This window comes from Marinobacterium sp. MBR-111 (genome assembly GCF_040547585.1).
GTDB classification, from domain to species: domain Bacteria; phylum Pseudomonadota; class Gammaproteobacteria; order Pseudomonadales; family Balneatricaceae; genus Marinobacterium; species Marinobacterium iners.
Genome location: NZ_JBEPQA010000016.1, coordinates 62597 through 86956, shown reverse-complemented (window position 1 = coordinate 86956; position 24360 = coordinate 62597). Strand labels below are relative to the sequence as shown.

The window sequence follows — 24360 nt, the reverse complement described above, 5'->3', positions numbered from 1 at the left end:
GTGGCTTGGCCTGTTTTTTGCATTTAACCCCTCTTGAAGTACGTTAAGCGTCAGAAAAGCAGCGTTTTTTCTCGGTATGTGGCCGGATTGATTCGGATTGCAGTGTTGTTGCTTTGGTTTGATGTTTTTTTGACGCATTCGGAGGAAGAGTGGAACGCCAAGTCGTCCTGAACAATATGCGAAGCCTGTCGCAGGGGAATCTGGGGATTCCGCTGCTGCTGCTTGTCGTGCTGGGCATGGTGGCGTTGCCTGTTCCTCCGTTCATGCTCGATGTGTTCTTCACCTTCAATATTGCTCTATCGATCGTGGTGTTGCTGGTGGCGATCTATGCCCTGCGGCCACTTGATTTCGGTGTGTTTCCAACCATTCTGCTGGCTGCGACCCTGCTGCGATTGGCTCTCAATGTGGCGTCAACTCGGGTGGTTCTGCTGTACGGCCATGAGGGAGGGGATGCTGCCGGTAAGGTGATCGAGGCCTTCGGGGATGTGATGGTTGGCGGCAACTATGTCGTCGGTATCATCGTGTTCCTTATTCTTGTGATCATCAACTTTGTGGTTGTGACCAAGGGTGCTGGCCGTATTTCCGAAGTGAGTGCTCGCTTTACCCTTGACGCAATGCCCGGCAAGCAGATGGCCATCGATGCCGATTTGAACGCGGGCCTGATTGGTCAGGAAGAGGCGCGTGATCGACGTCGAGAAGTAACGCAGGAAGCCGATTTCTACGGTGCCATGGATGGTGCCTCGAAGTTTGTGCGCGGGGATGCGGTGGCGGGTATCCTGATTTTGGTGATCAACCTGTTGGGTGGTCTGGGGATTGGCATGGTGCAGCACGGGCTGGATTTCAGTCTGGCCCTGCAATATTACTCACTGCTGACCATCGGTGACGGGCTGGTTGCACAGATCCCGTCGCTGTTGCTGTCCACTGCGGCTGCGGTGATGGTGACCCGTGCCAACTCCTCCGAAGCGATGGGGTCGCAGGTATTCCGTCAGATGTTCGCCTCACCACGTGCGTTGACTGTGGCAGCTGCCATACTCTTTATCATGGGTATTGTGCCCGGCATGCCGCACTTTGCTTTCCTGATGCTGGCGATGGCCGCAGCCGGTATTGCCTGGTGGATTCGGCGTCAGGAGCTGCAGAAGCTGGAACAGGCAAAGGCGGAAGAGGCCGAGGCACCAACAGACAGCAAACCAGCGGCGGAAGAACAGAAAGAGCTGGGCTGGGATGATGTGATGCCGGTGGACATGATCGGACTGGAAGTCGGCTACCGGCTGATTCCGATGGTGGACAAAATGCAGGGTGGGCAGTTGCTTGGGCGGATCAAGGGGGTGCGCAAGAAGCTGTCTCAGGATCTGGGCTTCCTGGTGCCGTCTGTGCATATTCGGGATAACCTGGACCTGTTGCCCGGCGCCTATCGCATTACATTGATGGGCGTTATAGCAGGTGAGGCGGAGATCTACCCCGACCGCGAACTGGCGATCAACCCGGGTCAGGTATTCGGAGAGCTGAAAGGGGTCAGCGTGCGTGACCCGGCGTTTGGTCTGGAGGCAGTCTGGATCGAAAAGAGCCATAAGGAGCACGCGCAAACACTGGGCTATACAGTAGTAGATGCAAGTACGGTGGTGGCGACCCATATCAATCAGGTGTTGCAAACCCACGCCCATGAGTTGCTGGGGCATGAGGAGGTACAGCAACTGCTTGATCTGCTGAGTAAGGCTTCGCCCAAGCTGGTGGAAGAGTTGGTACCGAAGAAACTGTCGATCAGTGCGTTGCTGAAGGTGTTGCAGAACCTGCTGATGGAACAGGTGCCGTTGAAGGATTTCCGCTCCATCGCCGAGGCGCTGGCCGAGGCGGTCAACCGGACACAGGATCCGCTGGCGTTAACTGCGGCCGTGAGGGTGGCTCTGTCACGTCTGATTGTGCAAACGGTCAATGGCTCGGAACCGGAGCTCGCTGTTATTACACTGGACCCGTCGCTGGAACAGATGTTGCTCGGATCCATGCAGCAGGGGCAGGACGAAGGGATGGTACTGGAGCCCGGTATGGCCGAGCGGTTGCAGCGCTCGCTGGGCGAGACCGCCCAGAAGCAGGAGATGTCCGGCAAGCCGTCCATCCTGTTGGTGGCAGCCCCGATTCGGCCGCTGATGGCCAAATTTGTACGTTATGGAGAACACCAGATTCATGTACTCTCCTATCAGGAGATCCCGGAGAACAAGAAAGTCACGATTGTGGCCACTGTGGGTGGACAAAATGGCTAGGGTTTGGCGGCTGGCGGCCGATAAGGGACGGGTATGAAGGTAAAACGCATATTTGCACCGGATATGCGCCAGGCAATGCGCCGGGTGCGTGACGAAATCGGCCCTGATGCCGTGATCATCTCCAACCACCGTGTAGCGGGTGGAGTTGAGGTTGTGGCCGCGCGTGAAGATGAATATGAGGCTGCTCAGGCAGAGCTCAAGCGCAGCCGCAGTCGTCGTCAGCCGCCCAATCGGGATGAGCAGATACGTATTCTTACCGGTGGGCACTCGCACCAATCGGAGCAGGCCAGTCGCAATGCGGCGCTTGAAGAGGAACTGAACCGTACCAGGGCTCGAATCGCCGAAGCCAGTCGACGCATCACCGAGCCGACGCCGGTAGCGGACCGCAGCGCAAATCGCCAGATCGATGACGAAGATGATGAAGATCTGCGCTCCATTCTTGAGTCGCTTCGTGCCCGCAACCGCCAGCGGGAAGTACCCTCTCCGCCTTCCCGTCAGGTTGAAACGCCCCGTCCCGCGTCACGACCTGTTGAGAGTGATACCCTGCCTGCGGATGACGATGCGTTGCTGAGTATGCAGCAGGAAATTCAAGAGCTGCGTAATATGCTGCAGCAGCAGGTGGCGCGTCCCGAACCGGCTGCGCCTGTGTTTGCCATGCCTGCCGCAGCCCCAGTGCAGGAAAGATCAGCTGTACACGCCCGCCTGGAGCAGCTGGGCCTCGGTTCACAGTTGGTACAGCAGCTGATGAGCGGTGTGGAGCCTGAGCTTGCCGCTGACAAGGCCTGGCGCAATGCGCTCGCTCGCCTTTCGGATGCTTTGCCGGTGCTGGGTGAAGAGCTGGTGGAGCGTGGCGGCATGATCGCCTTTGTCGGCCCTACCGGTGTCGGCAAAACCACCACCATCGGCAAGCTGGCTGCTCGTCATGTGCTGCAGCACGGCAGCTCCAGTGTGGCACTGGTTACCACGGACTGTTTCCGCATCGCGGCTCATGAGCAGCTGAAAACCTTTGGCCGTATTCTGGATGTGCCTGTTCGCGTGGTGGATGAAAACCATAGCCTGGAAGAAGTGCTGCAAAGTCTTCGCAACAAGCGTCTGGTGCTGATTGATACCGCTGGCATGAGTGCATCCGACCCACAGGGTCTGGTGCAGATGCAGATGCTTTCCAGTGTCACTGTTCGCCTGAAAAAGTTGCTGGTGCTGTCCTGCTCCAGTCAGCGCCAGTTGATGCGTAGTGCGTTCGACAACTATCGAGAGCTGGGTCTGAACGGTTGTGTGCTCAGCAAGACAGATGAGTCGGGCAGCCTGGGTGAGGCGCTTACGCTGGCAATCGAAAAGCAGCTGCCGATCGCCTATGTGACTGATGGGCAGAAAATTCCGGATGATATCGGTATCGCCAAGCGGCATGATCTGGTCAGCCGTGCCGTGGTGATTGCACAGAAATCGGGGGAGCATGATGCAGATCAAGCTTCCGGCAGTTCATTATTCAGGGCGGGTTGAGGAGTCATTTGATGAAGCAGACCCACCCGGTCAAGGTGATAGCAGTAACGGGCGGCAAGGGAGGCGTTGGCAAGACCAATGTGTCGGTCAATCTGGCCACCGCTCTCAGTGAAATGGGGCAGCGGGTGGTGCTGATGGATGCTGACCTGGGCCTTGCCAATGTAGACGTGATGCTCGGGCTGAGAGCGCAACGCAACATTTCGGATGTGCTTGCAGGCAACTGCAGTCTCAAGGAAGTTATGGTGCCGGCAGGGGATAATTTCTGGATAGTGCCGGCGGCTTCGGGGACGCAGGAAATGACGGCTCTAAGCGCCCATGAGCATGCAGAGTTGATCCACGCCTTTAACGACATTGCCGATGAGCTGGATGTATTGGTTATTGACACTGCGGCTGGAATCTCGGACTCGGTGGTCAGCTTTGTGCGTGCCGCTCAGGAGGTGCTGGTGGTGGTCTGTGATGAGCCTACTTCGATTACCGACGCCTATGCACTGATCAAGCTTTTGAATCGTGACTATCAGATGACACGCTTTCGAGTGTTGGCCAATATGGTCAGAACGGAATCCGAAGGACGTAATATGTTCAATAAACTGTTGACGGTGACCGACAGATTCCTGGATGTTACGCTTCAATACGTTGGCTCAATCCCTTATGATGAAACGGTGCGCAAGGCTGTACAGAGACAAAAGGCTGTTTTGAAAGCCTTTCCCAAGGACAAGGCCGCATTGGCCTATCGCCAGTTGGCGAACAAGGTGGACAGCTGGCCGGTCAGTTCCAGCCCACGTGGGCACCTTGAATTCTTTGTCGAGCGGCTCGTGCAGGGAGCGCGGGCACACTGAAAAGAAGCGTATATGTACAACGAACTGGAGTTTAAGTCAGGGCAGGAGCTGATCGAGGAGTACACCCCTCTGGTGCGCCGTATTGCGCATCATCTGCTGGCGCGCCTGCCGTCCCATGTTGTGCTGGACGACTTGCTTCAGGCGGGCATGATGGGGCTGCTCGAAGCTGCCAAACGTTACGACTCCAGCAAGGGTGCCAGTTTTGAAACCTATGCTGGTATTCGTATCCGCGGTGCCATTATCGATGAGGTACGGCGGGGTGACTGGACGCCAAGATCAGTACACCGTAATGGGCGCCGGGTCAGCGAAGCGATTGCCCAGGTTGAAAACCGGACCGGTCGTGATGCTACAGACGTAGAAGTTGCGACCGAAATGGGAATAGGGGTTGCCGAGTACCATGCCCTGCTGCAGGATTCACTCGACAGCCGCCTGTTCAGCTATGATCAGTTGACTGACAGCTCCGAAGAAACACCCTCGGAGCAGTTTGTTGCCTCTGATCCAGACCCTGGGCATGCCCATGAAGGGGAAGGATTCAGGCAGGCGCTGGCGCAGGCGATAGGTGTCTTGCCAGAGCGTGAGCGGCTTGTGCTGTCGCTGTATTATGATGAAGAGCTGAACCTTAAAGAGATAGGACAGATTCTTGGGGTGAGTGAGTCGCGCGTGAGCCAGATCCATAGCCAGGCTGCGCTGAGGCTCAGGGGCCGGCTAAGGGATTGGCGCTGACCGATTGTGGTCTGGAATAAGGACGACTCTTGAAGGTGTTTTCTGAACTGGGAGAAGTGTCTTGAAGAAAGACATCAAAATTCTCGTTGTGGATGATTTCTCCACAATGAGGCGCATCATAAAAAACCTGCTGCGGGACCTTGGTTTTACCAATGTCGACGAGGCTGACGACGGCAAGACGGCGTTGCCGATTCTCAAGCAGGGAGGTATCGACTTCCTCATTACCGACTGGAATATGCCGGAAATGACCGGTATAGACCTGCTCAAGGCAGTCCGAGCCGATCCTGCTCTGGCTTCCATTCCGGTACTGATGGTAACGGCAGAGGCCAAGCGCGAGCAGATTATTGCGGCAGCACAGGCCGGTGTGAACGGTTATGTCGTAAAACCGTTCACGGCCGCCGTGTTGAAAGAGAAGATCGACAAGATCTTCGAGCGTATCGAGGGTTAACCGGAAGCGGGGAAGGCAGATGGCAGCGCAAACGGCCAGTAAAGTGGACTTCAACGGCTTCGATGAGTTTCTGCGTAGCCGTGCCCAGGCACTGGTGTCCGAACTTGAGGCCGGCAACATGGCAGAGGCGATGGGGCTTATCAATGAGCTTCAGTTTGCCCGTCACCAGGTGTTCTATAACGAGGTCGGTCACCTGACGCGCGGCCTGCATGAGGCGATCAAGTCATTTTCCAGCGATGTCGGCGAAAAAATGCCGAGCGATGCGGAAAGTACGGTCTCGGCCATCGGTGATGCTTCAGATCGACTCAATTACGTGATTGAGCTCACTGAAAAAAATGCCCATGAAACCATGGATCGTGTGGATCGATCACTCAGCCTGGTTGATAAGCTGGATCAGCAGAGTGAACGTTTCAAGGATCTGCTGTTGCTGGTAGGGCAGCTTGAGGGTGAGTTCGAGGCATTGAACGGGGTTTATGATCGCACCTGCAGCCTCAAGGATCAGTCCGAGAAAACCATTACTGAACTGCGCACAACTTTGACTGATATCCTCGTCTCCCAGGGGGTTCAGGACATAACCGGTCAGTTGATCCGCCGAGTTATCACGCTGGTGACTCAAGTTGAGGGTCAGTTGGTCAAACTGATGGATATGGCGGCCAGAGTAGAACGGCTGAGCAGCCTGGAGAGTGCAGAGGATATAGCAGCCTCTGATGACAAGCCGGTACGCCGGAAGGGCCACGCGGCTGAACAAGAACAAAAACATGATCCTATCCGGGCGGAAGGGCCCCAGCTTCCGACAGGGAAAACAGATACGCTGTGTGATCAGGACGATGTTGATGACCTGCTTTCCAGCCTGGGATTTTGATAGGAGCTCCCTATGAGTTTGGATGTTGATCAGGAAATACTGGAAGACTTTCTCGTCGAAGCCGGCGAGATACTTGAGCAGCTGTCTGAGCAGCTTGTCGATCTTGAGCAGCGCCCCGATGACAAGGATCTGCTGAACGCAATCTTTCGCGGTTTCCATACCGTCAAGGGTGGTGCCGGCTTCCTGCAGCTGGAAGCGATGGTTGAATGCTGTCACAAGGCGGAAAACCTGTTTGACCTGCTGCGCAACGGTGAACTGAGTATCAGCTCCGAACTGATGGATGTGGTGTTGCAGGCACTTGATGCCGTCAATGCCATGTTTGAAGCGGTACGCGGTGGTGAAGAACCCCAGCATGCATCGCCTGCATTGCTGCAGCGTTTGCAGGACTTTGCTGAAGGGCGTGGTGAAACAGCACCGTCTGCACCGGCACCGGCAGCTGCCAGCACTCCAAAACCGGCAGAGCCTGTCCCCCAAGCATCAGCCCCTGTTAACCCAAACACACCGAACGATGAATTCGAGATGCTGCTGGGTGATCTGGCGGGCAGCCACCAGCAAAGTGAATCTGAGTCGGGTGGCGATGAGCTTATCACTGAAGACGAATTCGAGGCGTTGCTGGACGAGCTGCATGGCCCCGGCAAAGCGCCGAAAATTGAAGCGGCCGCGGCTGTACCGGCAACCAACAGCGATGGTGAATTGATCACCGACGATGAATTTGAAGCGCTGCTGGATGAACTTCAGTCCAGTGGCCAGGGTGCCTTTGCTCATATGCCGGATGCAGAGCAGGCCAAACCGGCCGCTGCATCCGTTGCGCCTGCGCCGGCCTCGGCTGAGCCACCGCCTCCCCCCTCTGCCGAGCCAGTCGCTACTGTTGCGGATGACGCCAAAGAAGTGAAAGGCAAACCCGCTGCTGGCAACAAGCCGGCAGCCGAAAGCAACGTTCGCGTTGATACCCGCCTGCTCGACAAGATCATGAATATGGTCGGTGAGCTGGTGCTGGTGCGTAACCGTCTGGTGCGCCTCGGCGGTGCCCGTGAAGATGAAGAGATGGGCAAGGCGCTGGGCACGCTGGATATGGTGACTGCCGACCTGCAAACCTCGGTCATGAAGACGCGCATGCAGCCGGTGAAGAAAGTGTTTGGCCGCTTCCCGCGCTTGATCCGTGACCTGTCGCGCAACCTCAAAAAAGAGGTTCGGCTCGAGCTGCGCGGTGAAGAAACCGACCTGGACAAAAACCTGGTGGAAGCCCTGGCGGATCCGTTGATCCACCTGGTGCGCAACTCGGTGGACCATGGCATAGAGCCGCCCGAGCAGCGTGCAGCCGTGGGCAAGCCGCGTGAAGGTAATGTCCTGCTGTCGGCCGAGCAGGAAGGTGACCACATTCTGCTGATCATTCAGGATGATGGCGCCGGTATGGACCCGGAAGTGCTGCGTAATCTGGCAGTGAAACGCGGCATGATGGATGTCGAGGCTGCGCGCCGCCTGACCGATCAGGAGTGTTTCAACCTGATCTTCCAGGCCGGTTTCTCCACCAAGACCGAAGTGTCCGATGTATCCGGTCGCGGTGTCGGCATGGACGTGGTGAAAACCAAGATCACCCAGCTCAACGGTACCCTCAGCATCGACTCGGTACTGGGACAGGGCACCCGGATTGCGATTCAGGTTCCGCTGACGCTGGCGATCATGCCGACGCTGATGGTGGTGCTGGAAGAGCAAGCCTTTGCCTTGCCGTTGGTCAACGTCAACGAAATCTTCAATCTGGACCTGACCAAAACCAATATTGTGGACGGACAGCAGGTGATCATCGTCCGCGATCAGGCTCTGCCGCTGTTCCATCTCAAGCGCTGGCTGGTGAAGGGGCATGAAAATGCACCGCTGCCGGATCAGGGCCATGTGGTCATCGTCAGTGTTGGTACCACCCGGGTTGGTTTTGTAGTGGATCAGCTGGTGGGTCAGGAAGAGGTCGTGATCAAACCGCTGGGCAGCATTCTGCACGGCACACCGGGTCTGTCAGGTGCCACGATTACGGGTGATGGTCGCATCGCGCTGATCATCGATATACCGAATCTGCTGAAGTATTACGCATCAACCTGATTCGGCAGGTGTGACTGAGGGAACGCTATGCCGGTAAAAGTGTTGATTGTCGATGACTCGGGTTTCTTTCGCCATCGCATCGAAGAGATGCTGAGCGATGATCCTCGAATGGAAGTTGTCGGTACGGCGGTAAATGGACGCGAAGCTGTCGAAAAGGTAAAGCAGCTGCGTCCTGATGTGGTCACCATGGATGTGGAGATGCCGCAGATGAACGGGATCGAAGCGGTCCGTATCATCATGCGAGAAGCACCTACCAACGTGTTGATGTTGTCTTCGCTTACCCATGAAGGTGCGCGTGTGACCCTGCAGGCACTCGAAGCAGGTGCTGCCGATTATCTGCCCAAGGATATTCGTGCCTGGATGGACAAGGGCAGCAATGTGCGCAGCCAGCTGATTGACCGGCTTGTCGCACTGGGGCGGAGTCGTCGTTTTCAGCGCAGCTCTGTTTTCGAGCGCGATTTTCCAGGCAAAGCCAAACCGGGCACCACCATGGTGTTCCGTCCGGATGATCCGGAGCCTCCATCTCGGCGCACTGCAACACCTGCACGTACAACGATGGCGGAACCAGCCCGTTCGTCAGTGTCTGGTGGTCTGAGTACGCGTCGTGAGCGTCCAGTGCCAGCCCCAACGGCTGCCCCTGCTACTGCGCGGGAGGTATCTGGCCCGGCCACGACACCGGCAGCACGGGTACGTTTTCCGGACTGCAAACTGGTGGTAATTGCCGCTTCCACCGGTGGTCCTGCCGCCCTGCAAAAGGTGCTGACGGCACTGCCCGCGAACTTTCCCTACCCCATTCTTCTGGTTCAACATATGCCAAAGACCTTTACCCAGGTATTTGCCGAGCGACTGAACCAGCAGTGTCATATCAGTGTCAAGGAAGCGGAAGACGGTGATCGGCTTCAGCCCGGACGTGCATTGCTTGCTCCGGGTGGGCTGCAAATGATCATTGATTCCAAGCAAACCGACCGGGTACGCATTCTGCCGGGTGACGAGCGTTTGACCTACAAACCCAGCGCCGATGTTACCTATGCCTCGGCAGCCAAAACCTATGGGGCGAAGGTGCTGGGCATCACGCTGACCGGGATGGGGGCGGATGGCTGCGATGGCTCGCGTCTGCTGAAGCAGGCCGGCTCGACCCAGTGGGCACAGAACCGTGAAAGCTGCACCATCTATGGAATGCCTCAGGCCGTCATCAATGCAGGACTGGCAGATGCAATACTTGATCTGGATGATATTGGCCCGTTACTGGCAGGGCGAGGTTCGCGCTGATGTGGGTGCTGCTGGGCCTGTTGCTCAGTACGGTCGCCATCCTGGGGGCCAACTACCTTGAAGGTGGCCAACTGCAGGAGCTGCTTAACCTGCCTGCTGCTCTCATCGTGCTGGGCGGGACCTGCGGTGCCGCGCTGGTACAAACACCCAAAAACCTGTTGCTGCGCACCCTGCATTTGGTGCGGCTGGCACTGAGCGACCCTCAGCCACATCATGCCGACGGGATCAGTCAGCTGGTGCATTGGTGTATCACGGCCCGTCGCAAAGGTTTGTTGGCGCTTGAGAACGAGCTGACGGGCGTTGACGATCCGCTGATACGAAACGGTTTGCAGTTGCTGGCTGACGGCAAGTCGGTTGAGTTGATCCGCGCCACTCTGGAGGTAGAGCTGGTGGCGCGTGAGCAGCGAGACTACCAGGCCGCTCGTGTTATCGAAAGCATGGGTGGGTATGCCCCGACCCTCGGTATCATCGGTGCCGTGCTGGGGTTGATTCAGGTGATGGTGAATCTTGAAGATCCTGCTCTGCTGGGTGCCGGCATAGCTACCGCTTTCGTGGCAACCATCTATGGTATTGCACTGGCCAACCTGCTACTGCTGCCACTGGCCGGTAAAATGCGCCAGATCATTGACAGTCGTAGCCTGTATCAGGAGATGATGCTCGAAGGGCTCTTGTTCATTGCGGAAGGACAGGGGCCAAAGAGCGTGCAGCTACGCCTGCAGGGTTACCTGGAGCGGTCAGATGCCAAGACGTCGCCGGCCTGAAGCTGACCTGCGAACAGATCGCTGGATGATTTCCTGGGCGGACTTTGTCACCCTGCTGTTTGCATTTTTTGTGGTGATGTATGGTTTGTCCAGCGTGCATGAAGAAAAGTATCGACAATTGGCGCAGTCCCTTTCCGAGGTGTTTCGGGCCGAGGGCGGTAGCCAGGTCGTATCGCCGGATGGCGGAGAGGGGCTGTTGCCTGGGCGTGGACAGCAAATGCAGGTTCCGCCGGTAACCGTGCAAGCACCGGATGCGGAGCAAACGCAGGCACTGGAGCAGTTGCAGCGTCAAGCTGAGGAGCAGTTCCGTGACTGGATTGAAGACGGCAGTGTACAAGTCACTGGCAACGCCTTGTGGATCGCCATTGAGCTGAATGCCAGTTTGCTGTTTGAAAGTGGCGACGCACTGCCGGTGATCGAGGCAGAGCCGCTGTTACAGCAGGTTGCTGCACTTGCTGCAGGCAGGGATAATCCCGTGCATGTGGAAGGCTTCACCGATAATCGGCCGATCAGTACTGACCGCTTTCCGTCCAATTGGGAGCTGTCTGCGGCCCGGGCAGCTGCGGTGGTCCGCATGCTGCAGTTACAGGGCGTTAACCCCGAACGAATGGCAGCGGTGGGTTACGGTGAGTACCAGCCTGCCTACAGTAACCGAACCGAAGAGGGGCGGCAGCGCAATCGGCGTCTGGTAATTGTGATCGCACGGGATGAGCGTGTCCGCCGCCTCGTACAGGCCTTTGGCAGTCAGCGAGTCAGTGAAGATGCGGTGCGTGCACTGTTGACCGCTGACGAGAACGAAGTGACAGGCGAGCCGCCTGCACTGGAACAGGTCGATACTGAGTCCGGTATTCTGTTTCGGCAGGCACGACCGGAGCAACAACAGGAACAATAACGATGCAGGTATGGGCAGTCTCAAATCAGAAAGGCGGGGTGGGCAAGACGACAACCGCTATCACCCTGGCAGGTCTGCTGGCAGAGGTCGGATATCGGGTGCTGCTGGTGGACCTGGATCCCCATGGCTCCATGACCAGCTATTTCCGCTATGACCCGGATGAGCTCGAACACAGCGTTTACGACCTGTTTGAGCAGATTCAGGTGGATTCCGAACGGGTGCATGGACTGATTCTCGACACATCCCATGAAAGCATCAAGCTCATACCCGCCTCTACCGCCCTGGCCACGCTGGAGCGAAAGGCTGTCGCCCAGGAGGGCATGGGACTGCAGGTGGCGAAAGCACTGCGACACCTGAAAGCCGAGTATGATTTTGTGATTATGGACAGCCCGCCGGTGTTGGGAGTGTTGATGGTCAATGCGTTGGCTGCCTGCAATCACCTGCTGGTGCCTGTCCAGACCGAGTTTCTGGCCCTTAAGGGGCTGGAACGAATGGTCAGAACCATTGAAATGATCAATCGTGCGCGCAAGAACAAGCTTGCCTATACCATTGTGCCCACTTTCTATGACCGTCGCACGCAGGCGTCCGTCAGTAGTCTTCGCGAGCTGCACCACCGCTACCCTGATCATATTTCCAATGCAGTTGTACCGGTTGATACCAAATTCAGAAATGCCAGCCTGAAGGGGCTGGTGCCGTCGTCACTCGATGCAGGTAGCCGTGGCGTGCACGCGTATGCGCGCCTCCTGCGCAGCCTGCTTGAACGGCGTAAACAGGGGTGAACTGATGGCAGACCAGAAAAAAGTTGTATTTGAGTACCTCGAGGCACTTTTGCAGGACCCTCAGGCTGACGAAGAGAAGGCTGTTGCAGAAGATAAAATGGAAACGGGTGCAGCGACTGCAGTTGAGCCCGATGCCGTTAATCCGCCGATAGCTGAAGACGAACAGCCAGCAGAGGATGAGTCTGTTGTAGATGAGTCTGTTATAGCAACGGAAGATGAAGAGGTTGAGGTCGTGCAACCGACGGTAGAGATCACGCCTGCCGATTCCGTTATACAGGAAAGCGAGCCATCATTGCCCGAACCCGAACCCGAACCCGAACCCGAACCCGAACCCGAGCCTGAGCCTGAGCCTGAGCCTGAGCCTGAGCCCGAATCCGAATCCGAACCGGAACCGGAGCCAGAGCCAGAGCCAGAGCCCGCTCTCGCACCTGAGCCCGTTATACCGAAGGTGGCTTCAGGTGAGGAGATGAATTGCATACTGCTCGATATGCACGGCCTGAAGCTGGCGGTACCGTTCGACTATGTGGAAGGGGCTCTGCAGCTGGAGTCGCTTTCACTGAGGCTTGATGGGCCGGAATGGGTCCTTGGCCGTTTCGGTGAAGAACCGGCCTGGACGCAGGTCGTGGACACTGCACGCTGGCTGATACCGGAGCGCTACAAACCGGAATACTCCAAGTATGCCGAGGTGATTATCCTGAAAGGCCGCCGTTGGGCCATTGCCTGTGATGAGTTGGTCAAGTCGATACGTGTCGATACCCGTCAGATCAACTGGCATCAGGACAAAAGTCACCGCTCATGGCTGCTGGGTACATACATGCCGGAGCGTTGTGCCATACTGGACATCGATCAACTGTTGCTTGAGTTTGAAGCCTGCAGTGTCTGAAGGCCGTGAACCGTTTAGACAGATGGGGTAGACTCACCGGCTGTGCGTGAACATTGCTAATGGGCTGGGACCGGGTGTGGCCGAATATACGTCGATACTGTTGCTTGTGCTGACACTGACAGCTGTTCTGTCAGCGGTGATCTGCGTCTATGTACTGGTGCGCATCAAGCGGCAGGAGCGGCAGCAGCAGGCGCTGATCAATGTACTGCGGAATGAAATTCGCGCCATGACCAACGGCTCGATCGGCATGGGCAAACGCCTGCTGGCGATAGAGCGTACGCTCAACATAACGGTTGAGAAACAGCAGGAGCTGGAGAACCGTGATCCGGGCGTGCTGGCCTACAATCAGGCCGCCAAGCTTATGGAAATGGGGGCGTCGGTGGATGATCTGGTGCGCAACTGCGGTATCGGTCGTCCCGAAGCGGAGCTTATGGCGTTGCTTCACCGCGAGCTTCACACGACTCAAATGTTGCCGGAACAACATCAACGTCACTAGATGTTGCTGCCCGACTGCTTGAGCCCGTAGGCGAAGGCAATCACTTCCGCGATGGCACGATACAGTGCCTCAGGTATTTCCTCACCCAATTCCAGACGAATCAATACCTCGATCAGCTCCGGGCTTTCATGGATATGTATGTCATGCTCCTGAGCTAGCGCCAGTATCTGCTCGGCGATCAGGCCTCTGCCCTTGGCCACTATCTTCGGTGCGGTCCCTTTTGCCTGGTCATAGCGCAGGGCTACGGCACTGCGTTTCGGGTTATGCTCGCTCATGTATGTACATCCACCAGTCGGCGCTGAACGTCAGTCAGCTCAGGTTGGCTTGGGCGCCCTTGGCGCGCCTGTAGCGTTTCAACCAGAAAACCCTTGCGATGCAAACCATCGCTGAAGTCGTCAAGACGGCGCTCAATCTGGCGCAGGGTGGAAGCCTGCTCGGCCCAGAGTTGCACTTGCAAGCGCCACTCCTCACTCAGGCTTAAACGAGCATCGACACTGCCGTGTTGTTCAAGATCAAAATGCAGAGCCACACCCCAAAGGGTCTCGACTTCACCGCCGCTGCTGCGCCTGCGCTGCTCGGTTATGGTCAGCTCAGCGTTATCGTGTTGATCTGCCTGACGGATCGGCAGGTCAAGGCGGTAGACACGTTCCTGAGTACCGTCTGGCTGGTCCTTCCACCCTTGCAAACTGCTGACCTGCTGGGTGGTGCTGCGAGCCTGAAGGGCGTCCACCAGACGTGTCATTTGCTGGCGTGCATCCGGCGGCAGCTGTTCCGCCGCTTTCAGCAGTTGGCCCAGTTGCTGCTTCAGGTCCGGCGTTGCGCCGCGCTCGGTGCCCCCCCCTTGAGCCAGTCTGGATTCGGTCAACAGGCCACCCTGCTGCAGGTTGCGCTGAATTGCCTGTTCGGCATCGGCACTGCCTGGGCTGACCGAGAACATGCTTAACATCGACTGCACCAGCTGGCCAATGGCCCCCTGACTGCGACCGGCCGGGCTTTGACTCAGCTGAACCAATTGGTTCAGGGCATCTCCAAACGGGATCTGGCGAGGCAATGCTTCGCGTAGTGCCAGTTGCATCTGCAGTTGTGCCGTGGCTTCCTGGGACGGGGCTGTGGGTACAGGGACTGGTTGCAGGTTAACCAGTTGTTCACTCACTCGAGTCAGGACCACCTGCTGCCCGCTGAGCAGGGGTTTGGGGCTGATCAGGTTGAGTGTCTGGTTGTTGAGATTAAGCCGGATCATATGGTTGTCGGCTTGTACCGGGACCTGTTTGCCAAGCGTTTGCAGTAGAGCCTGTCCCGTATGGCTGACGCTGGGCTGAGTAGTTGTTTGAGCTGTCTGGACAGCCGGGGAAGCAGATGTCGAAGCGCGCGCGGTACTGTCGGCTGGTGCCGTCTGAGTTTTGGCTGCGGTGTCGGGTGAAGTGGCCTGTGTGGTGGGTGCAGGCGCCACCGGGCGAGCCTCAGAACCTGCCGTTTGCGTCTGTGCTGCAGGGGGCTGGTTCGTCGGCGTGGTTGCTGAGGTGGCGGTACTGACCTGACTGACCGCGGATGACTGTAGCTGAGCCGAGTATACCTGCACCTGTGAGCTTATTGTCCCCGAGGGGGACATCTGTGTGGCCTGTGATGACGGTGTTGCCGAAGAAGGGGGCTGGCCTGTCACTGCACTGGCAGGTTGACGTGAACCGCTGGTTGCCTGCGCAGCAGGGCTTTCGCTGCGTGCAGGTGTTGGTGCATTGCCGGTCGGTTGTGTCCGACCCTGCAGCGAACTGTTGTTCCCGCTTGTGGTGGCTGCATTGCCTTGAGTTGCCCCTTGTGAGGTATTGCCACCGGGTGGTTGGGGATCGGCTGCGGTCGGTTTTGCAGCCGTTTCGGCTGTTCCTGCTCCTGTTCCTGTTCCGAGTTGAGGTTGAGGGTTGGTTACGCCGGCAGACTGACGTGAACCGCTGGTTGCCTGCGCAGCAGGGCTTTCGCTGCGTGCAGGTGTTGGTGCATTGCCGGTCGGTTGTGTCCGACCCTGCAGCGGACTGTTGTTCCCGCTTGTGGCGGGTGCATTGCCTTGAGTTGCCCCTTGTGAGGTATTGCCACCGGTGGGCTGGGGATAGGCTGCGGTCGGTTTGGCAGCCGTTTCGGCTGGCGCTGTTCCTGTTCCGGGTTGAGGTTGAGTGTTGGCTACGCTGTCAGGCTGACGTGAACCGATGATGGTTGCCTGCGCAGCGGGGCTTTCGCTGCGGGCAGGGGTTGGTGCATTCCCGGTCGGTTGAGTCTGGCCCCGCAGCGGACTGTTGTTCCCGCTTGTGGCGGCTGCATTGGCCCTTTGTGAGACATTGCCGCCGGGTGGCGGCTGGGGAGAGTCTGCGGTCGGTTTGGTAGCCGTTTCGGCTGGGGCTGTTCCTGTTCCGAGTTGAGGTTGAGGGTTGGCTACGCCGGCAGACTGACGTGAACCGCTGGTTGCCTGCGCAGCAGGGCTTTCGCTGCGTGCAGGTGTTGGTGCATTGCCGGTCGGTTGTGTCCGACCCTGCAGCGAACTGTTGTTCATGCTTGTGGCGGGTGCATTGCCTCGAGTAGCTCCTTGTGAGACATTGCCGCCGGGTGACGGCTGGATAGAGTCTGTGGTCGGTCTGGCAGCCGTTTCGGCTGGCGCTGCTCCTGTTCCGAGTTGAAGTTGAGGGTCGGCTACGCCGGCAGGCTGACGTGAACCGCTGATAGCCTGTGCAGCAGGGCTTTCGCTGCGGGCAGGAGTTGGCGCATTGCTGGTCGGCTGCGTCTGACCCTGCAGCGGACTGTTGTTCCCGCTTGTGGCGGGTGCATTGCCTTGAGTTGCCCCTTGTGAGGTATTGCCACCGGGTGGTTGGGGATAGGCGGCAGCCGGTTTGGCAGAAGTTTCGGCTGGCGTTGCTCCTGCTCCTGGTTGAGGGCTGGTTGCAGCGGCAGGCTGGCGTGGGATAAGGGGCTCAGACCCGGTTACCTGTGCATTTCGAGGCACGTTCAGGGGTAACAGCTGTTGCAGGCGAGCACCGTCGGATGAGGTTAACTGCAGTGTCATGCTGCTTTGCGCGGCCGGGGTGGTGTTTCCTTGAACGTTTGGCTGCGCTGGCGCGGGCAAACGAATCTGCAACTCGCCCGTGTTCCCCCGCTGCAGTACGATGCGATCTCCCTGTGCCAAAGGGGCCTGGGTAGTCAATTCCAGCAGGCGGCTGTTGACCTCCACCTGAATACGGAAAACAGCCGCGTTGCCCCCGCTGGCCGCTACGCTACGAACAGTCGCTGCCAGTTCACGCCCAGCCGCGGGCAGAAGACTGTCAGCACTGCCGCCCTTGCTGGTACCGGCTGCAGGTGTGGTGGAACTGGTGGTGGGTGTTAACACCGCATGACTCCCTGATATTGCATCTGGAACCTGACGATCAAGTCTCTATCTGTATATAATGGCGCCTTAATGTGCTATCGGCCAGCTCGGCGATTTTTGAAGGATAGAGGCTTGTCTGAACCCCTGCTCAAAGTAAGTCAGTTGTACTGTGAACGCGATGATCGGGTACTGTTCAGTCATCTTGATTTTGCGCTGTCTGCTGGCGAAATTGTTCAGATCGAAGGTCAGAATGGCAGCGGCAAGACTACGCTGCTGCGTATTCTCTGTGGTCTGTCACGCAATTATGAAGGTGAGATTCTCTGGCGGGGTGAGCCGGTTCAGGATGTGCGTGAGCAGTTTTGTCGTGAGATGCTCTATTTTGGTCACCAGGCAGGGGTCAAGGCGGTACTGACGCCTGAAGAAAACCTGCGCTGGTATGCTGCCCTGCAGCCCAATATTGCCGTAGCCGATATTCAGGCGGCTCTGGAGCGGGTGGGTCTGCGCGGTTACGAAGATGTTCCCTGTCATTCGCTTTCGGCCGGGCAAAATAGACGCGTCAGTCTGGCCAGATTGTATCTCAGCCGTGCACCACTTTGGATTCTGGACGAACCCTTTACTGCGATCGACAAGCAAGGGGTGGCAGCCAAGGAAAAACTGTTGCTTGAGCATGCCCGCCGAGGTGGTAGCGTGATTTTGACGACGCATCACAAGCTGGGCATCGAGGGGCCGGTACGTAAAATCAATCTTGATCAGCTGGCGGGAACTTCAGCATGAGCACAGGGACTAACCCCGAGAATATGCAGAAGGTGTCAGCGCTGGCGTTGTTTATGGCCACCATGCGGCGTGAGTTTCTACTCTCGTTCAGACGAAAAAGTGACCTGGCGAACCCGCTGATCTTTTTTCTCATGGTGGCAACGCTGTTCCCGCTGGGGGTGAGTCCTGAACCCGGTTTTCTGGCTCAGCTAGCACCCGGAGTTGTATGGGTGGCGGCCCTGCTGGCAACTCTGCTGTCGATGGATGCCCTGTTTCGCTCGGACTATGAGGACGGCTCGCTGGAACAGTTGCTGCTCAGCCCACAGCCGCTGTTTGTGGCGGTGTTGGCGAAAGTCAGTGCCCACTGGTGCATGACCGGGTTGGCACTGACCGTGATGGCGCCCCTGCTGGCCGTGATGCTGTTTTTGCCTGCTGAAGGGATGCCAGGGCTGATGTTGAGCCTGCTTTTGGGAACACCCACGCTCAGCTTGGTGGGGGCTATCGGTGCTGCTTTGACGGTGGGGCTGAAAAAGGGCGGTGTATTGATCTCACTGCTGGTCTTGCCGCTGTATATCCCGGTACTGATCTTTGGTTCCAGTGCTGTGCAGGCTGCCGTAACGGGGTTGCCGCTGGGAGGGTACCTCGCGCTTTTGGGCGCGCTGCTGGCACTTGCGCTGGCGCTTGCGCCACTGGCTATTGCGGCCGCATTGCGGATCTCAATCAGTAGTTAACAAGAAGAGAGACTATGGCTGACAAAAAATGGTTGCCGCGCTGGTTCTTCCAGCTTGCTTCACCTCGGTGGTGTTATCAGATCACCGGACGTCTATTGCCCTGGTTTCTGCTGGCAACCCTGATACTGCTGGCAGGGGGGACTGTCTGGTCGCTGTTGTTTGCCCCGGCAGACTATCAGCAGGGCAACAGTTTCCGCATCATCTATCTGCATGTCCCATCGGCCATTCTGGCGCAGTCGGCCTATATGTTGATGGCGGTAGCCGGAGCCATTGGTCTGATCTGGAAAATGAAGATGGCCGATATGGTACTCAAGTCGGCCGCACCGATCGGCGCCTCCATGGCAGTACTGGCGTTGGCCACCGGCGCAATCTGGGGTAAGCCCACCTGGGGCTCATGGTGGGTCTGGGATGCACGCCTGACCTCCATGCTGATTCTGCTGTTTCTCTACTTGGGCATAATGGCACTGAACTCTGCGATCGAAAACGAGTCAACTGCTGCTCAGGCATCGGCCGTGCTGGCGCTGGTCGGGGTGGTCAATATCCCGATTATCAAGTATTCGGTGGAGTGGTGGAATACGCTGCATCAGCCAGCCACGTTCAAACTGACAGAAAAACCGGCCATGCCGCCGGATATGTGGCTGCCGCTGCTGGTCATGGTGATTGGCTTTTACTGTTTTTTTGCAGTCAGCCTGATGCAGCGGCTGCGTAACGAAATAATCTGGCGCGAACGTCGTGCCAGTTGGGTTCGCGAACTACTGAATAAGCAGTGAGGTTCAGGTGAGTTTCAACAGTGTCTCCGAGTTTCTGGCCATGGGTGGACATGGTCTCTATGTTTGGCTCAGCTACGGTTTGGGGGCAGGCGTGATTGTAGCCAACCTGATCCTGCCGAAGTTGAGTCGTAACCGTCTGTTGGCGGAACAAAAACGCCGCCTGCGCCGGGAGGAAACCGCATGACCCCAAAACGCAAACAGCGTCTGATAATTGTGATGTTCATTCTGGTAGGTGTAAGCGTGTCCGTAGGGCTGACGCTTTTTGCACTGAACCAGAACATCAATCTGTTCTACTCACCCACCCAGATCGTCTCAGGTGAAGCGCCTCAAAATACACGTATTCGTGCCGGTGGGATGGTGGTGGATGGCAGTGTCAAACGTGATCCCGATTCACTGTTCGTGCAATTTGACATTACCGACTATGACAAGACAGTGACGGTTGAATACGTTGGCATCCTGCCGGACCTGTTCCGTGAAGGGCAGGGAATTGTGGCTCAGGGCACGCTGAATGAGCGTGGTGTCCTGAATGCGGCTGAAGTTCTGGCCAAGCATGATGAAAACTACATGCCCCCCGAAGTGGCCGAGGCGCTGGCGAAGGCTGGTAAAATGCCGATGCCTGAGGGACAGGAGTTCAATAAATGATCTTTCCCGAACTGGGTGAATATGCACTGATTCTTGCACTGTGCCTGTCAGTATTGTTGACCGTGGTGCCGATGGTCGGCGCGACCCGCGGTAATGCTCTCTGGATGGGATTTGCCCGTCCTCTGAGCAAGGGTATGTTTCTGTTCACGCTGTTCAGCTTTTTGTGTCTGGGCTGGGCCTTTCTGGATAATGACTTCTCCGTTGTCTATGTAGCTAACAACTCCAATACGGCGCTGCCCTGGTATTATCGTCTTAGCGCCGTCTGGGGTGGCCATGAAGGCTCCCTGCTGCTGTGGGCGCTGATTCTTTCGGGCTGGACCGTAGCCGTAGCGATAAAAAGCCGCGACCTTCCACCGGACATCATTGCCCGCGTGCTGGCGGTAATGGGGTTGATATCGGTCGGTTTTTATCTGTTTATCCTGTTTACTTCCAGCCCGTTTGAACGCTATCTGCCTGGTTTTCCGCAGGAAGGTGCAGACCTTAATCCTCTGCTGCAGGATTTTGGCCTTATCGTCCATCCGCCCATGCTGTACATGGGTTATGTGGGCTTTGCGGTTTCCTTCGCTTTTGCCATTGCGGCCCTACTCAGTGGGCGGCTTGATGCGGCATGGGCGCGCTGGTCACGTCCCTGGACGTCCGTTGCCTGGGCTTTTCTGACCCTTGGTATCGCTCTGGGCAGCTGGTGGGCCTACTACGAGCTAGGCTGGGGAGGCTGGTGGTTCTGGGATCCGGTTGAAAACGCATCCCTCATGCCGTGGCTGGTGGGTACCGCACTGATGCACAGCCTGGCCGTGACCGAAAAACGCGGTGTATTCAAAAGCTGGACCGTACTGCTTGCGATCTTCACCTTCTCGTTGAGTCTGCTGGGTACCTTCCTTGTACGCTCCGGTGTACTGACATCGGTACATGCTTTTGCTTCCGACCCTGAGCGTGGACTGTTCATTCTGATTATGCTGGCGATTGTCATTGGCGGCTCGCTCTTGTTGTATGCACTGCGTGCCGGTCAGATGAAGAGTGAATCAAGCTTTGGCCTGATGTCCCGTGAAAGCATGTTGCTGGTCAATAACGTACTGCTGGTTGTTGTCTGTGCAATGGTACTGCTGGGTACAATCTACCCGTTGATCGTTGATGCACTGGGGTTGGGCAAACTGTCTGTTGGCCCCCCCTATTTCAATGCTTTGTTCAACCCCTTGATGGCGATCCTGATGCTGGCGATGGGGGTCGGCGCCGTCAGCCGCTGGAAGCAGACATCCATGTCAATGATGGTGCAGCAGCTCTGGCTGCCGGGTGTGTTGGCGCTGGTGCTGGGAGCGGGCAGTGCCTGGCTCTATGCCGGTGAGTTGAAGCCCTGGGTAGTGCTGGGGCTGGTGCTGTCCTGGTGGGTAGTGCTGGCCGGCTTGCGTGATCTGTACAACCGCCTGCGTCACCGCCGCGAGAAGCTGAAGGGCTTGTCGAAGCAGACTCGCAGCTACTACGGCATGGTGCTGGCGCATGTGGGAGTGGCCGTTACGGTGGTGGGGGTTTCTCTGGTGTCGGTGTACACCGAGCAGCGCGATCTTCGAATGCAGCCGGGTGATACCCTGAGTTTCCGTGATTACACCTTTGTGTTTGAAGGAAGTAAGCACGTGGAAGGCCCTAATTTTACCTCCGACCAGGGGCAGATCAGGGTGCTGCACAAGGGCGAACCCTATGGATTCATGAAGCCTGAGAAACGACTCTATACCGCGCGTGGCAATGTAATGACCGAAGCCGCGATTGATCCCGGGTTTACCCGTGACCTGTATGTGGCCTTGGGCGAGCCGCTCGAAAATGGCGCCTGGGCTGTGCGCATGCAGTACAAGCCCTATGTACGCTGGCTTTGGCTTGGCGGGCTGTTGATGACGGCGGGTGGCCTGTTGGCCGCTTCCGATCCGCGCTACCGTAAGCGTTTGCGCCCGGCAGCGGCGCTGGCTGATGCATGAGGATTTGAGATGAATAACCGCAAGATTCTGGTTTTTGTTCCACTGCTGGTTTTCATCCTGCTTGGCGTGTTTCTTTGGGTCGGGCTGTATCTTGACCCCCGTGAGCTGCCTTCCGAGCTGGCAAAAAACAAGCGTCCTGTACCGCAGTTCAGTCTGCCGTCGGTCACGGACCCCGAGCGGACTCTGACGGAAGCGGACCTGACCGGTGAAGTCGCCCTGCTCAATGTATGGGCGACCTGGTGTCCGACCTGCAAGGAGGAACATGATTTCCTGAATATGCTTGCACTGGAGCAGGGTGTGACCATATACGGCGTCAACTACAAGGATGATCCTGCGAAGGCCCGTGAATGGCTGCGTCGCTACAAGGATCCATACCGGGCTGTCGTGCTGGATCAGAATGGCTCACTGGGCCTGGACCTGGGGGTCTACGGTGCACCTGAAACCTATGTGCTGGATGCGGCTGGACGTATTCGTTACCGCCATGTGGGAGCTGTTGATGCCGACGTATGGCAGACCCTGCAACAGGTAATGGCCAGTGTAGAGCAGGAGAGCACACAATGAGGGTATTTTTGCTGACTTTGCTGATCCTGCTGCCTGGTCTGTCTCAGGCAACAATTGATGCTTACGAGTTCAGCGACGAACAGTACGAAAAGCGGTTTCATGAGCTGACCGGCGAGCTGCGTTGTCCCAAGTGCCAGAACCAGAATATTGCGGATTCTGATGCTCCGCTGGCGGCGGACTTGCGACGTGAAGTGTACCGCATGCTGGAACAGGGGGAGCCTAATGAAAGCATCATCGATTTCATGGTGACCCGTTACGGTGAGTTTGTGCTGTACCGCCCAAGGGTCAATGAAGTGACATGGTTGCTGTGGTACGGACCTTTTGTCCTGTTGGGGATCGGTGTGTTGGCGGTTGTGATGATCAGCCGCAATCGCCGCCAGCACGTTGGATCCACCTCTGGAGAGGAAACGGGTCGAACCAGGCAAGCGGACGGACGAACGGACGAGTATGCGCCGGAGCCGGGGCTTGACCCGGAAGAGGCTGAGCGTCTGAAGAAGTTACTGCAACGGGATTCTGATAAATGAGTACATTGTGGATCGGCATAGCTGTCCTGACACTGGTTGCCCTGGCCTGTGTTTTCTGGCCGCTGGTGCGTCATCAGCAGCTGGCAAAGTCCGAAGCAACTCAACGTCAGCAACAAAACATCGATATTTTCCGTGAGCGACTGGCCGAACTGGAGTCCGAGCGAGAGCAGGGAACGTTGGCAGCGGAGGAGTTCGCGACTCTGAAGCTTGAGTTGGAACGTAACCTGTTGATCGATGCAGAGGATGTGCCGATGCAGAGCGCGCCGCTGGTTCGTGTTGGCCAGACTCAGCTGGTCACCGTCACCTTGCTGGCGTTGATGATCCCGGCTGCGGCATTGGGACTTTACAACCATCTGGGGCGTGCAGATGACCTGGCCCTTGCACTCAATGCGCCGGCCAGCCAAGGCTCTCAAGGTGAACAGATGAGTCTTGAGCAGGCTATTGCTGGGCTGGAACGTGAGCTGGCGGCAAATCCGGATAACGCGCAAGGCTGGTACCTGTTGGCCAATACCTATATGAGCATGGGCAACTATGCCGGTGGTGCAGAGGCGTTCCGCGAACTGCTTCAGGTGCTGCCACAGGATGCCCCGCAATACGCCAGCGTAATGGGGCAGTTGGCACAGGCACTCTACTTTGCCGGTGAAACACAGATGACGGATGAGGTGCGCACTCAGATTGATGCAACGCTGAGTATTGATCCGACCGAAATTGCGGCGCTGGGGTTGCTCGGTATTGATGCCTTTGAAAAACAGGACTTCAATGCAGCCATAGAGCACTGGAACAAGGCACTGGCCGGTGCCGAAGGACAGGCCGCTGAGTCACTGCGCAGCGGGATTGAGCGAGCAAGAGCTGAGCTGGAAGCGAGAGGGGAGCCGGTCCCGGATATAGAAATAGAACAGGCTGCGCTGGCTGAGGTAAAACTGCAGGTATCACTGTCCGCCGAACTTGCGGAGCGGGCGCAGCCTGATCAGGTCGTGTTCATCTATGCACGACCGATAGGTGGTCGCATGCCGCTCGCAGCGGCACGCTATACAGTATCGGACTTACCGGTGGAGGTGATTCTGGATGACAGTATGGCGATGATGCCACAGGCACGCCTGTCACTGCATGATCAGGTTGAAGTGGGGGCCCGGATCAGCCTTTCCGGGCAACCGCAGGCCAGCAGTGGTGATTTCGAAAGCCGTCCGTTGCAGGTTTCTACTCGTCAGGGTGACGAGGCAGTTACACTGATCATCGACCAGGTGGTACAGTAACCTTCCGGCGAATATCGAACAGGTAAAAGG

General features: G+C 57.3%; 24 protein-coding genes. 22 read left to right on the top strand and 2 right to left on the bottom strand.

The annotated features are described in order from the left end of the window. The first annotated feature begins 176 nt into the window (after positions 1-176). The 13 genes from flhA (at position 177) to ABIE61_RS12175 (ending at position 13792) form a co-directional block, all read left to right on the top strand. Positions 177-2255 carry a flagellar biosynthesis protein FlhA gene (flhA, locus tag ABIE61_RS12235; RefSeq protein WP_206841866.1) on the top strand — a complete coding sequence of 693 codons (2079 nt, stop codon included), beginning with the start codon at positions 177-179 and terminating at the stop codon, positions 2253-2255. 33 nt (positions 2256-2288) lie between these two features. Further along, positions 2289-3752: a flagellar biosynthesis GTPase FlhF gene (gene flhF / locus ABIE61_RS12230; protein ID WP_354409846.1), complete on the top strand. Its 1464-nt coding sequence runs from the start codon at positions 2289-2291 to the stop codon at positions 3750-3752. Between the two features lie 11 nt (positions 3753-3763). Further along, on the top strand, positions 3764-4588 hold the full coding sequence (locus ABIE61_RS12225; protein WP_091822405.1) for a MinD/ParA family protein: 825 nt from the start codon (positions 3764-3766) through the stop codon (positions 4586-4588). Between the two features lie 12 nt (positions 4589-4600). Further along, positions 4601-5311, top strand: coding sequence for an RNA polymerase sigma factor FliA (locus ABIE61_RS12220; protein WP_354409843.1), 711 nt, complete (start codon positions 4601-4603; stop codon positions 5309-5311). Positions 5312-5372: 61 nt separating this feature from the next. Continuing rightward, the gene (cheY, locus tag ABIE61_RS12215; RefSeq protein ID WP_091822399.1) at positions 5373-5759 is read left to right on the top strand and encodes a chemotaxis response regulator CheY; all 387 of its coding nucleotides are present in this window, start codon (positions 5373-5375) and stop codon (positions 5757-5759) included. A 19-nt stretch (positions 5760-5778) separates the two neighbouring features. Beyond that, positions 5779-6621 (top strand): protein phosphatase CheZ, encoded by an 843-nt coding sequence (locus ABIE61_RS12210; protein WP_091822396.1) that lies wholly within the window; start codon positions 5779-5781, stop codon positions 6619-6621. Between the two features lie 12 nt (positions 6622-6633). Then, a complete protein-coding gene (locus ABIE61_RS12205; protein ID WP_354409840.1) occupies positions 6634-8712 on the top strand; it encodes a chemotaxis protein CheW in 2079 nt (692 codons plus the stop codon). 27 nt (positions 8713-8739) lie between these two features. Beyond that, positions 8740-9981 (top strand): protein-glutamate methylesterase/protein-glutamine glutaminase, encoded by a 1242-nt coding sequence (locus ABIE61_RS12200; RefSeq protein ID WP_354409837.1) that lies wholly within the window; start codon positions 8740-8742, stop codon positions 9979-9981. After that, the gene (locus ABIE61_RS12195) at positions 9981-10742 is read left to right on the top strand and encodes a flagellar motor protein (protein WP_091822387.1); all 762 of its coding nucleotides are present in this window, start codon (positions 9981-9983) and stop codon (positions 10740-10742) included. Before ABIE61_RS12200 ends, ABIE61_RS12195 begins: the two co-directional genes overlap by 1 nt. Then, complete coding sequence (motD, locus tag ABIE61_RS12190; protein ID WP_206839135.1) at positions 10720-11634, top strand: flagellar motor protein MotD; 915 nt, start codon at positions 10720-10722, stop codon at positions 11632-11634. Before ABIE61_RS12195 ends, motD begins: the two co-directional genes overlap by 23 nt. 2 nt (positions 11635-11636) lie before the next feature. Next, the gene (locus tag ABIE61_RS12185; RefSeq protein ID WP_091822382.1) at positions 11637-12413 is read left to right on the top strand and encodes a ParA family protein; all 777 of its coding nucleotides are present in this window, start codon (positions 11637-11639) and stop codon (positions 12411-12413) included. Positions 12414-12417: 4 nt separating this feature from the next. Further along, entirely contained in the window at positions 12418-13296 is an 879-nt protein-coding gene (locus tag ABIE61_RS12180; RefSeq protein WP_354409832.1) for a chemotaxis protein CheW, read from the top strand. Positions 13297-13342: 46 nt separating this feature from the next. Next, positions 13343-13792 (top strand): DUF2802 domain-containing protein, encoded by a 450-nt coding sequence (locus tag ABIE61_RS12175; protein WP_242530086.1) that lies wholly within the window; start codon positions 13343-13345, stop codon positions 13790-13792. Here ABIE61_RS12175 and ABIE61_RS12170 read toward each other — a convergent pair. Further along, a complete protein-coding gene (locus ABIE61_RS12170) occupies positions 13789-14067 on the bottom strand; it encodes an EscU/YscU/HrcU family type III secretion system export apparatus switch protein (protein ID WP_206839139.1) in 279 nt (92 codons plus the stop codon). The two genes, ABIE61_RS12175 and ABIE61_RS12170, sit on opposite strands and share 4 nt — an antisense overlap. Continuing rightward, positions 14064-17156 carry a flagellar hook-length control protein FliK gene (gene fliK / locus ABIE61_RS12165; RefSeq protein WP_354409828.1) on the bottom strand — a complete coding sequence of 1031 codons (3093 nt, stop codon included), beginning with the start codon at positions 17154-17156 and terminating at the stop codon, positions 14064-14066. The genes ABIE61_RS12170 and fliK overlap by 4 nt, the downstream gene beginning before the upstream one ends. 111 nt (positions 17157-17267) lie before the next feature. Between fliK and ccmA the strand changes: the two genes are divergently transcribed. The 9 genes from ccmA to ccmI are packed head-to-tail and all read left to right on the top strand — an operon-like array spanning position 17268 to position 24330. After that, positions 17268-17909, top strand: coding sequence for a cytochrome c biogenesis heme-transporting ATPase CcmA (ccmA, locus tag ABIE61_RS12160; RefSeq protein WP_354409825.1), 642 nt, complete (start codon positions 17268-17270; stop codon positions 17907-17909). A gap of 23 nt (positions 17910-17932) precedes the next feature. Then, positions 17933-18619: a heme exporter protein CcmB gene (gene ccmB / locus ABIE61_RS12155; protein WP_175527561.1), complete on the top strand. Its 687-nt coding sequence runs from the start codon at positions 17933-17935 to the stop codon at positions 18617-18619. A gap of 14 nt (positions 18620-18633) precedes the next feature. Continuing rightward, positions 18634-19389: a heme ABC transporter permease gene (locus ABIE61_RS12150; protein ID WP_091822367.1), complete on the top strand. Its 756-nt coding sequence runs from the start codon at positions 18634-18636 to the stop codon at positions 19387-19389. A gap of 7 nt (positions 19390-19396) precedes the next feature. Further along, positions 19397-19573, top strand: coding sequence for a heme exporter protein CcmD (ccmD, locus tag ABIE61_RS12145; protein ID WP_091822364.1), 177 nt, complete (start codon positions 19397-19399; stop codon positions 19571-19573). Then, positions 19570-20031: a cytochrome c maturation protein CcmE gene (gene ccmE / locus ABIE61_RS12140; RefSeq protein WP_206839143.1), complete on the top strand. Its 462-nt coding sequence runs from the start codon at positions 19570-19572 to the stop codon at positions 20029-20031. The genes ccmD and ccmE overlap by 4 nt, the downstream gene beginning before the upstream one ends. Next, the gene (locus ABIE61_RS12135; RefSeq protein ID WP_502915057.1) at positions 20031-21992 is read left to right on the top strand and encodes a heme lyase CcmF/NrfE family subunit; all 1962 of its coding nucleotides are present in this window, start codon (positions 20031-20033) and stop codon (positions 21990-21992) included. Before ccmE ends, ABIE61_RS12135 begins: the two co-directional genes overlap by 1 nt. A gap of 9 nt (positions 21993-22001) precedes the next feature. Further along, positions 22002-22553: a DsbE family thiol:disulfide interchange protein gene (locus ABIE61_RS12130; RefSeq protein WP_206839144.1), complete on the top strand. Its 552-nt coding sequence runs from the start codon at positions 22002-22004 to the stop codon at positions 22551-22553. Further along, positions 22550-23077: a cytochrome c-type biogenesis protein gene (locus ABIE61_RS12125; RefSeq protein ID WP_354409820.1), complete on the top strand. Its 528-nt coding sequence runs from the start codon at positions 22550-22552 to the stop codon at positions 23075-23077. The genes ABIE61_RS12130 and ABIE61_RS12125 overlap by 4 nt, the downstream gene beginning before the upstream one ends. Further along, the gene (gene ccmI / locus ABIE61_RS12120; RefSeq protein ID WP_354409818.1) at positions 23074-24330 is read left to right on the top strand and encodes a c-type cytochrome biogenesis protein CcmI; all 1257 of its coding nucleotides are present in this window, start codon (positions 23074-23076) and stop codon (positions 24328-24330) included. The genes ABIE61_RS12125 and ccmI overlap by 4 nt, the downstream gene beginning before the upstream one ends. Positions 24331-24360 lie beyond the last annotated feature (30 nt).

What these genes read in the sequence shown, in the direction of transcription:
- flhA (WP_206841866.1), top strand. Translation starts at nt 177, where the DNA reads ATGCGAAGCCTGTCGCAGGGGAATCTGGGGATTCCGCTGCTGCTGCTT.
- flhF (WP_354409846.1), top strand. Translation starts at nt 2,289, where the DNA reads ATGAAGGTAAAACGCATATTTGCACCGGATATGCGCCAGGCAATGCGC.
- ABIE61_RS12225 (WP_091822405.1), top strand. Translation starts at nt 3,764, where the DNA reads ATGAAGCAGACCCACCCGGTCAAGGTGATAGCAGTAACGGGCGGCAAG.
- ABIE61_RS12220 (WP_354409843.1), top strand. Translation starts at nt 4,601, where the DNA reads ATGTACAACGAACTGGAGTTTAAGTCAGGGCAGGAGCTGATCGAGGAG.
- ABIE61_RS12210 (WP_091822396.1), top strand. Translation starts at nt 5,779, where the DNA reads ATGGCAGCGCAAACGGCCAGTAAAGTGGACTTCAACGGCTTCGATGAG.
- ABIE61_RS12205 (WP_354409840.1), top strand. Translation starts at nt 6,634, where the DNA reads ATGAGTTTGGATGTTGATCAGGAAATACTGGAAGACTTTCTCGTCGAA.
- ABIE61_RS12200 (WP_354409837.1), top strand. Translation starts at nt 8,740, where the DNA reads ATGCCGGTAAAAGTGTTGATTGTCGATGACTCGGGTTTCTTTCGCCAT.
- ABIE61_RS12195 (WP_091822387.1), top strand. Translation starts at nt 9,981, where the DNA reads ATGTGGGTGCTGCTGGGCCTGTTGCTCAGTACGGTCGCCATCCTGGGG.
- motD (WP_206839135.1), top strand. Translation starts at nt 10,720, where the DNA reads ATGCCAAGACGTCGCCGGCCTGAAGCTGACCTGCGAACAGATCGCTGG.
- ABIE61_RS12185 (WP_091822382.1), top strand. Translation starts at nt 11,637, where the DNA reads ATGCAGGTATGGGCAGTCTCAAATCAGAAAGGCGGGGTGGGCAAGACG.
- ABIE61_RS12180 (WP_354409832.1), top strand. Translation starts at nt 12,418, where the DNA reads ATGGCAGACCAGAAAAAAGTTGTATTTGAGTACCTCGAGGCACTTTTG.
- ABIE61_RS12170 (WP_206839139.1), bottom strand. Translation starts at nt 14,067, where the DNA reads ATGAGCGAGCATAACCCGAAACGCAGTGCCGTAGCCCTGCGCTATGAC.
- ccmB (WP_175527561.1), top strand. Translation starts at nt 17,933, where the DNA reads ATGCAGAAGGTGTCAGCGCTGGCGTTGTTTATGGCCACCATGCGGCGT.
- ABIE61_RS12150 (WP_091822367.1), top strand. Translation starts at nt 18,634, where the DNA reads ATGGCTGACAAAAAATGGTTGCCGCGCTGGTTCTTCCAGCTTGCTTCA.
- ccmE (WP_206839143.1), top strand. Translation starts at nt 19,570, where the DNA reads ATGACCCCAAAACGCAAACAGCGTCTGATAATTGTGATGTTCATTCTG.
- ABIE61_RS12130 (WP_206839144.1), top strand. Translation starts at nt 22,002, where the DNA reads ATGAATAACCGCAAGATTCTGGTTTTTGTTCCACTGCTGGTTTTCATC.
- ABIE61_RS12125 (WP_354409820.1), top strand. Translation starts at nt 22,550, where the DNA reads ATGAGGGTATTTTTGCTGACTTTGCTGATCCTGCTGCCTGGTCTGTCT.
- ccmI (WP_354409818.1), top strand. Translation starts at nt 23,074, where the DNA reads ATGAGTACATTGTGGATCGGCATAGCTGTCCTGACACTGGTTGCCCTG.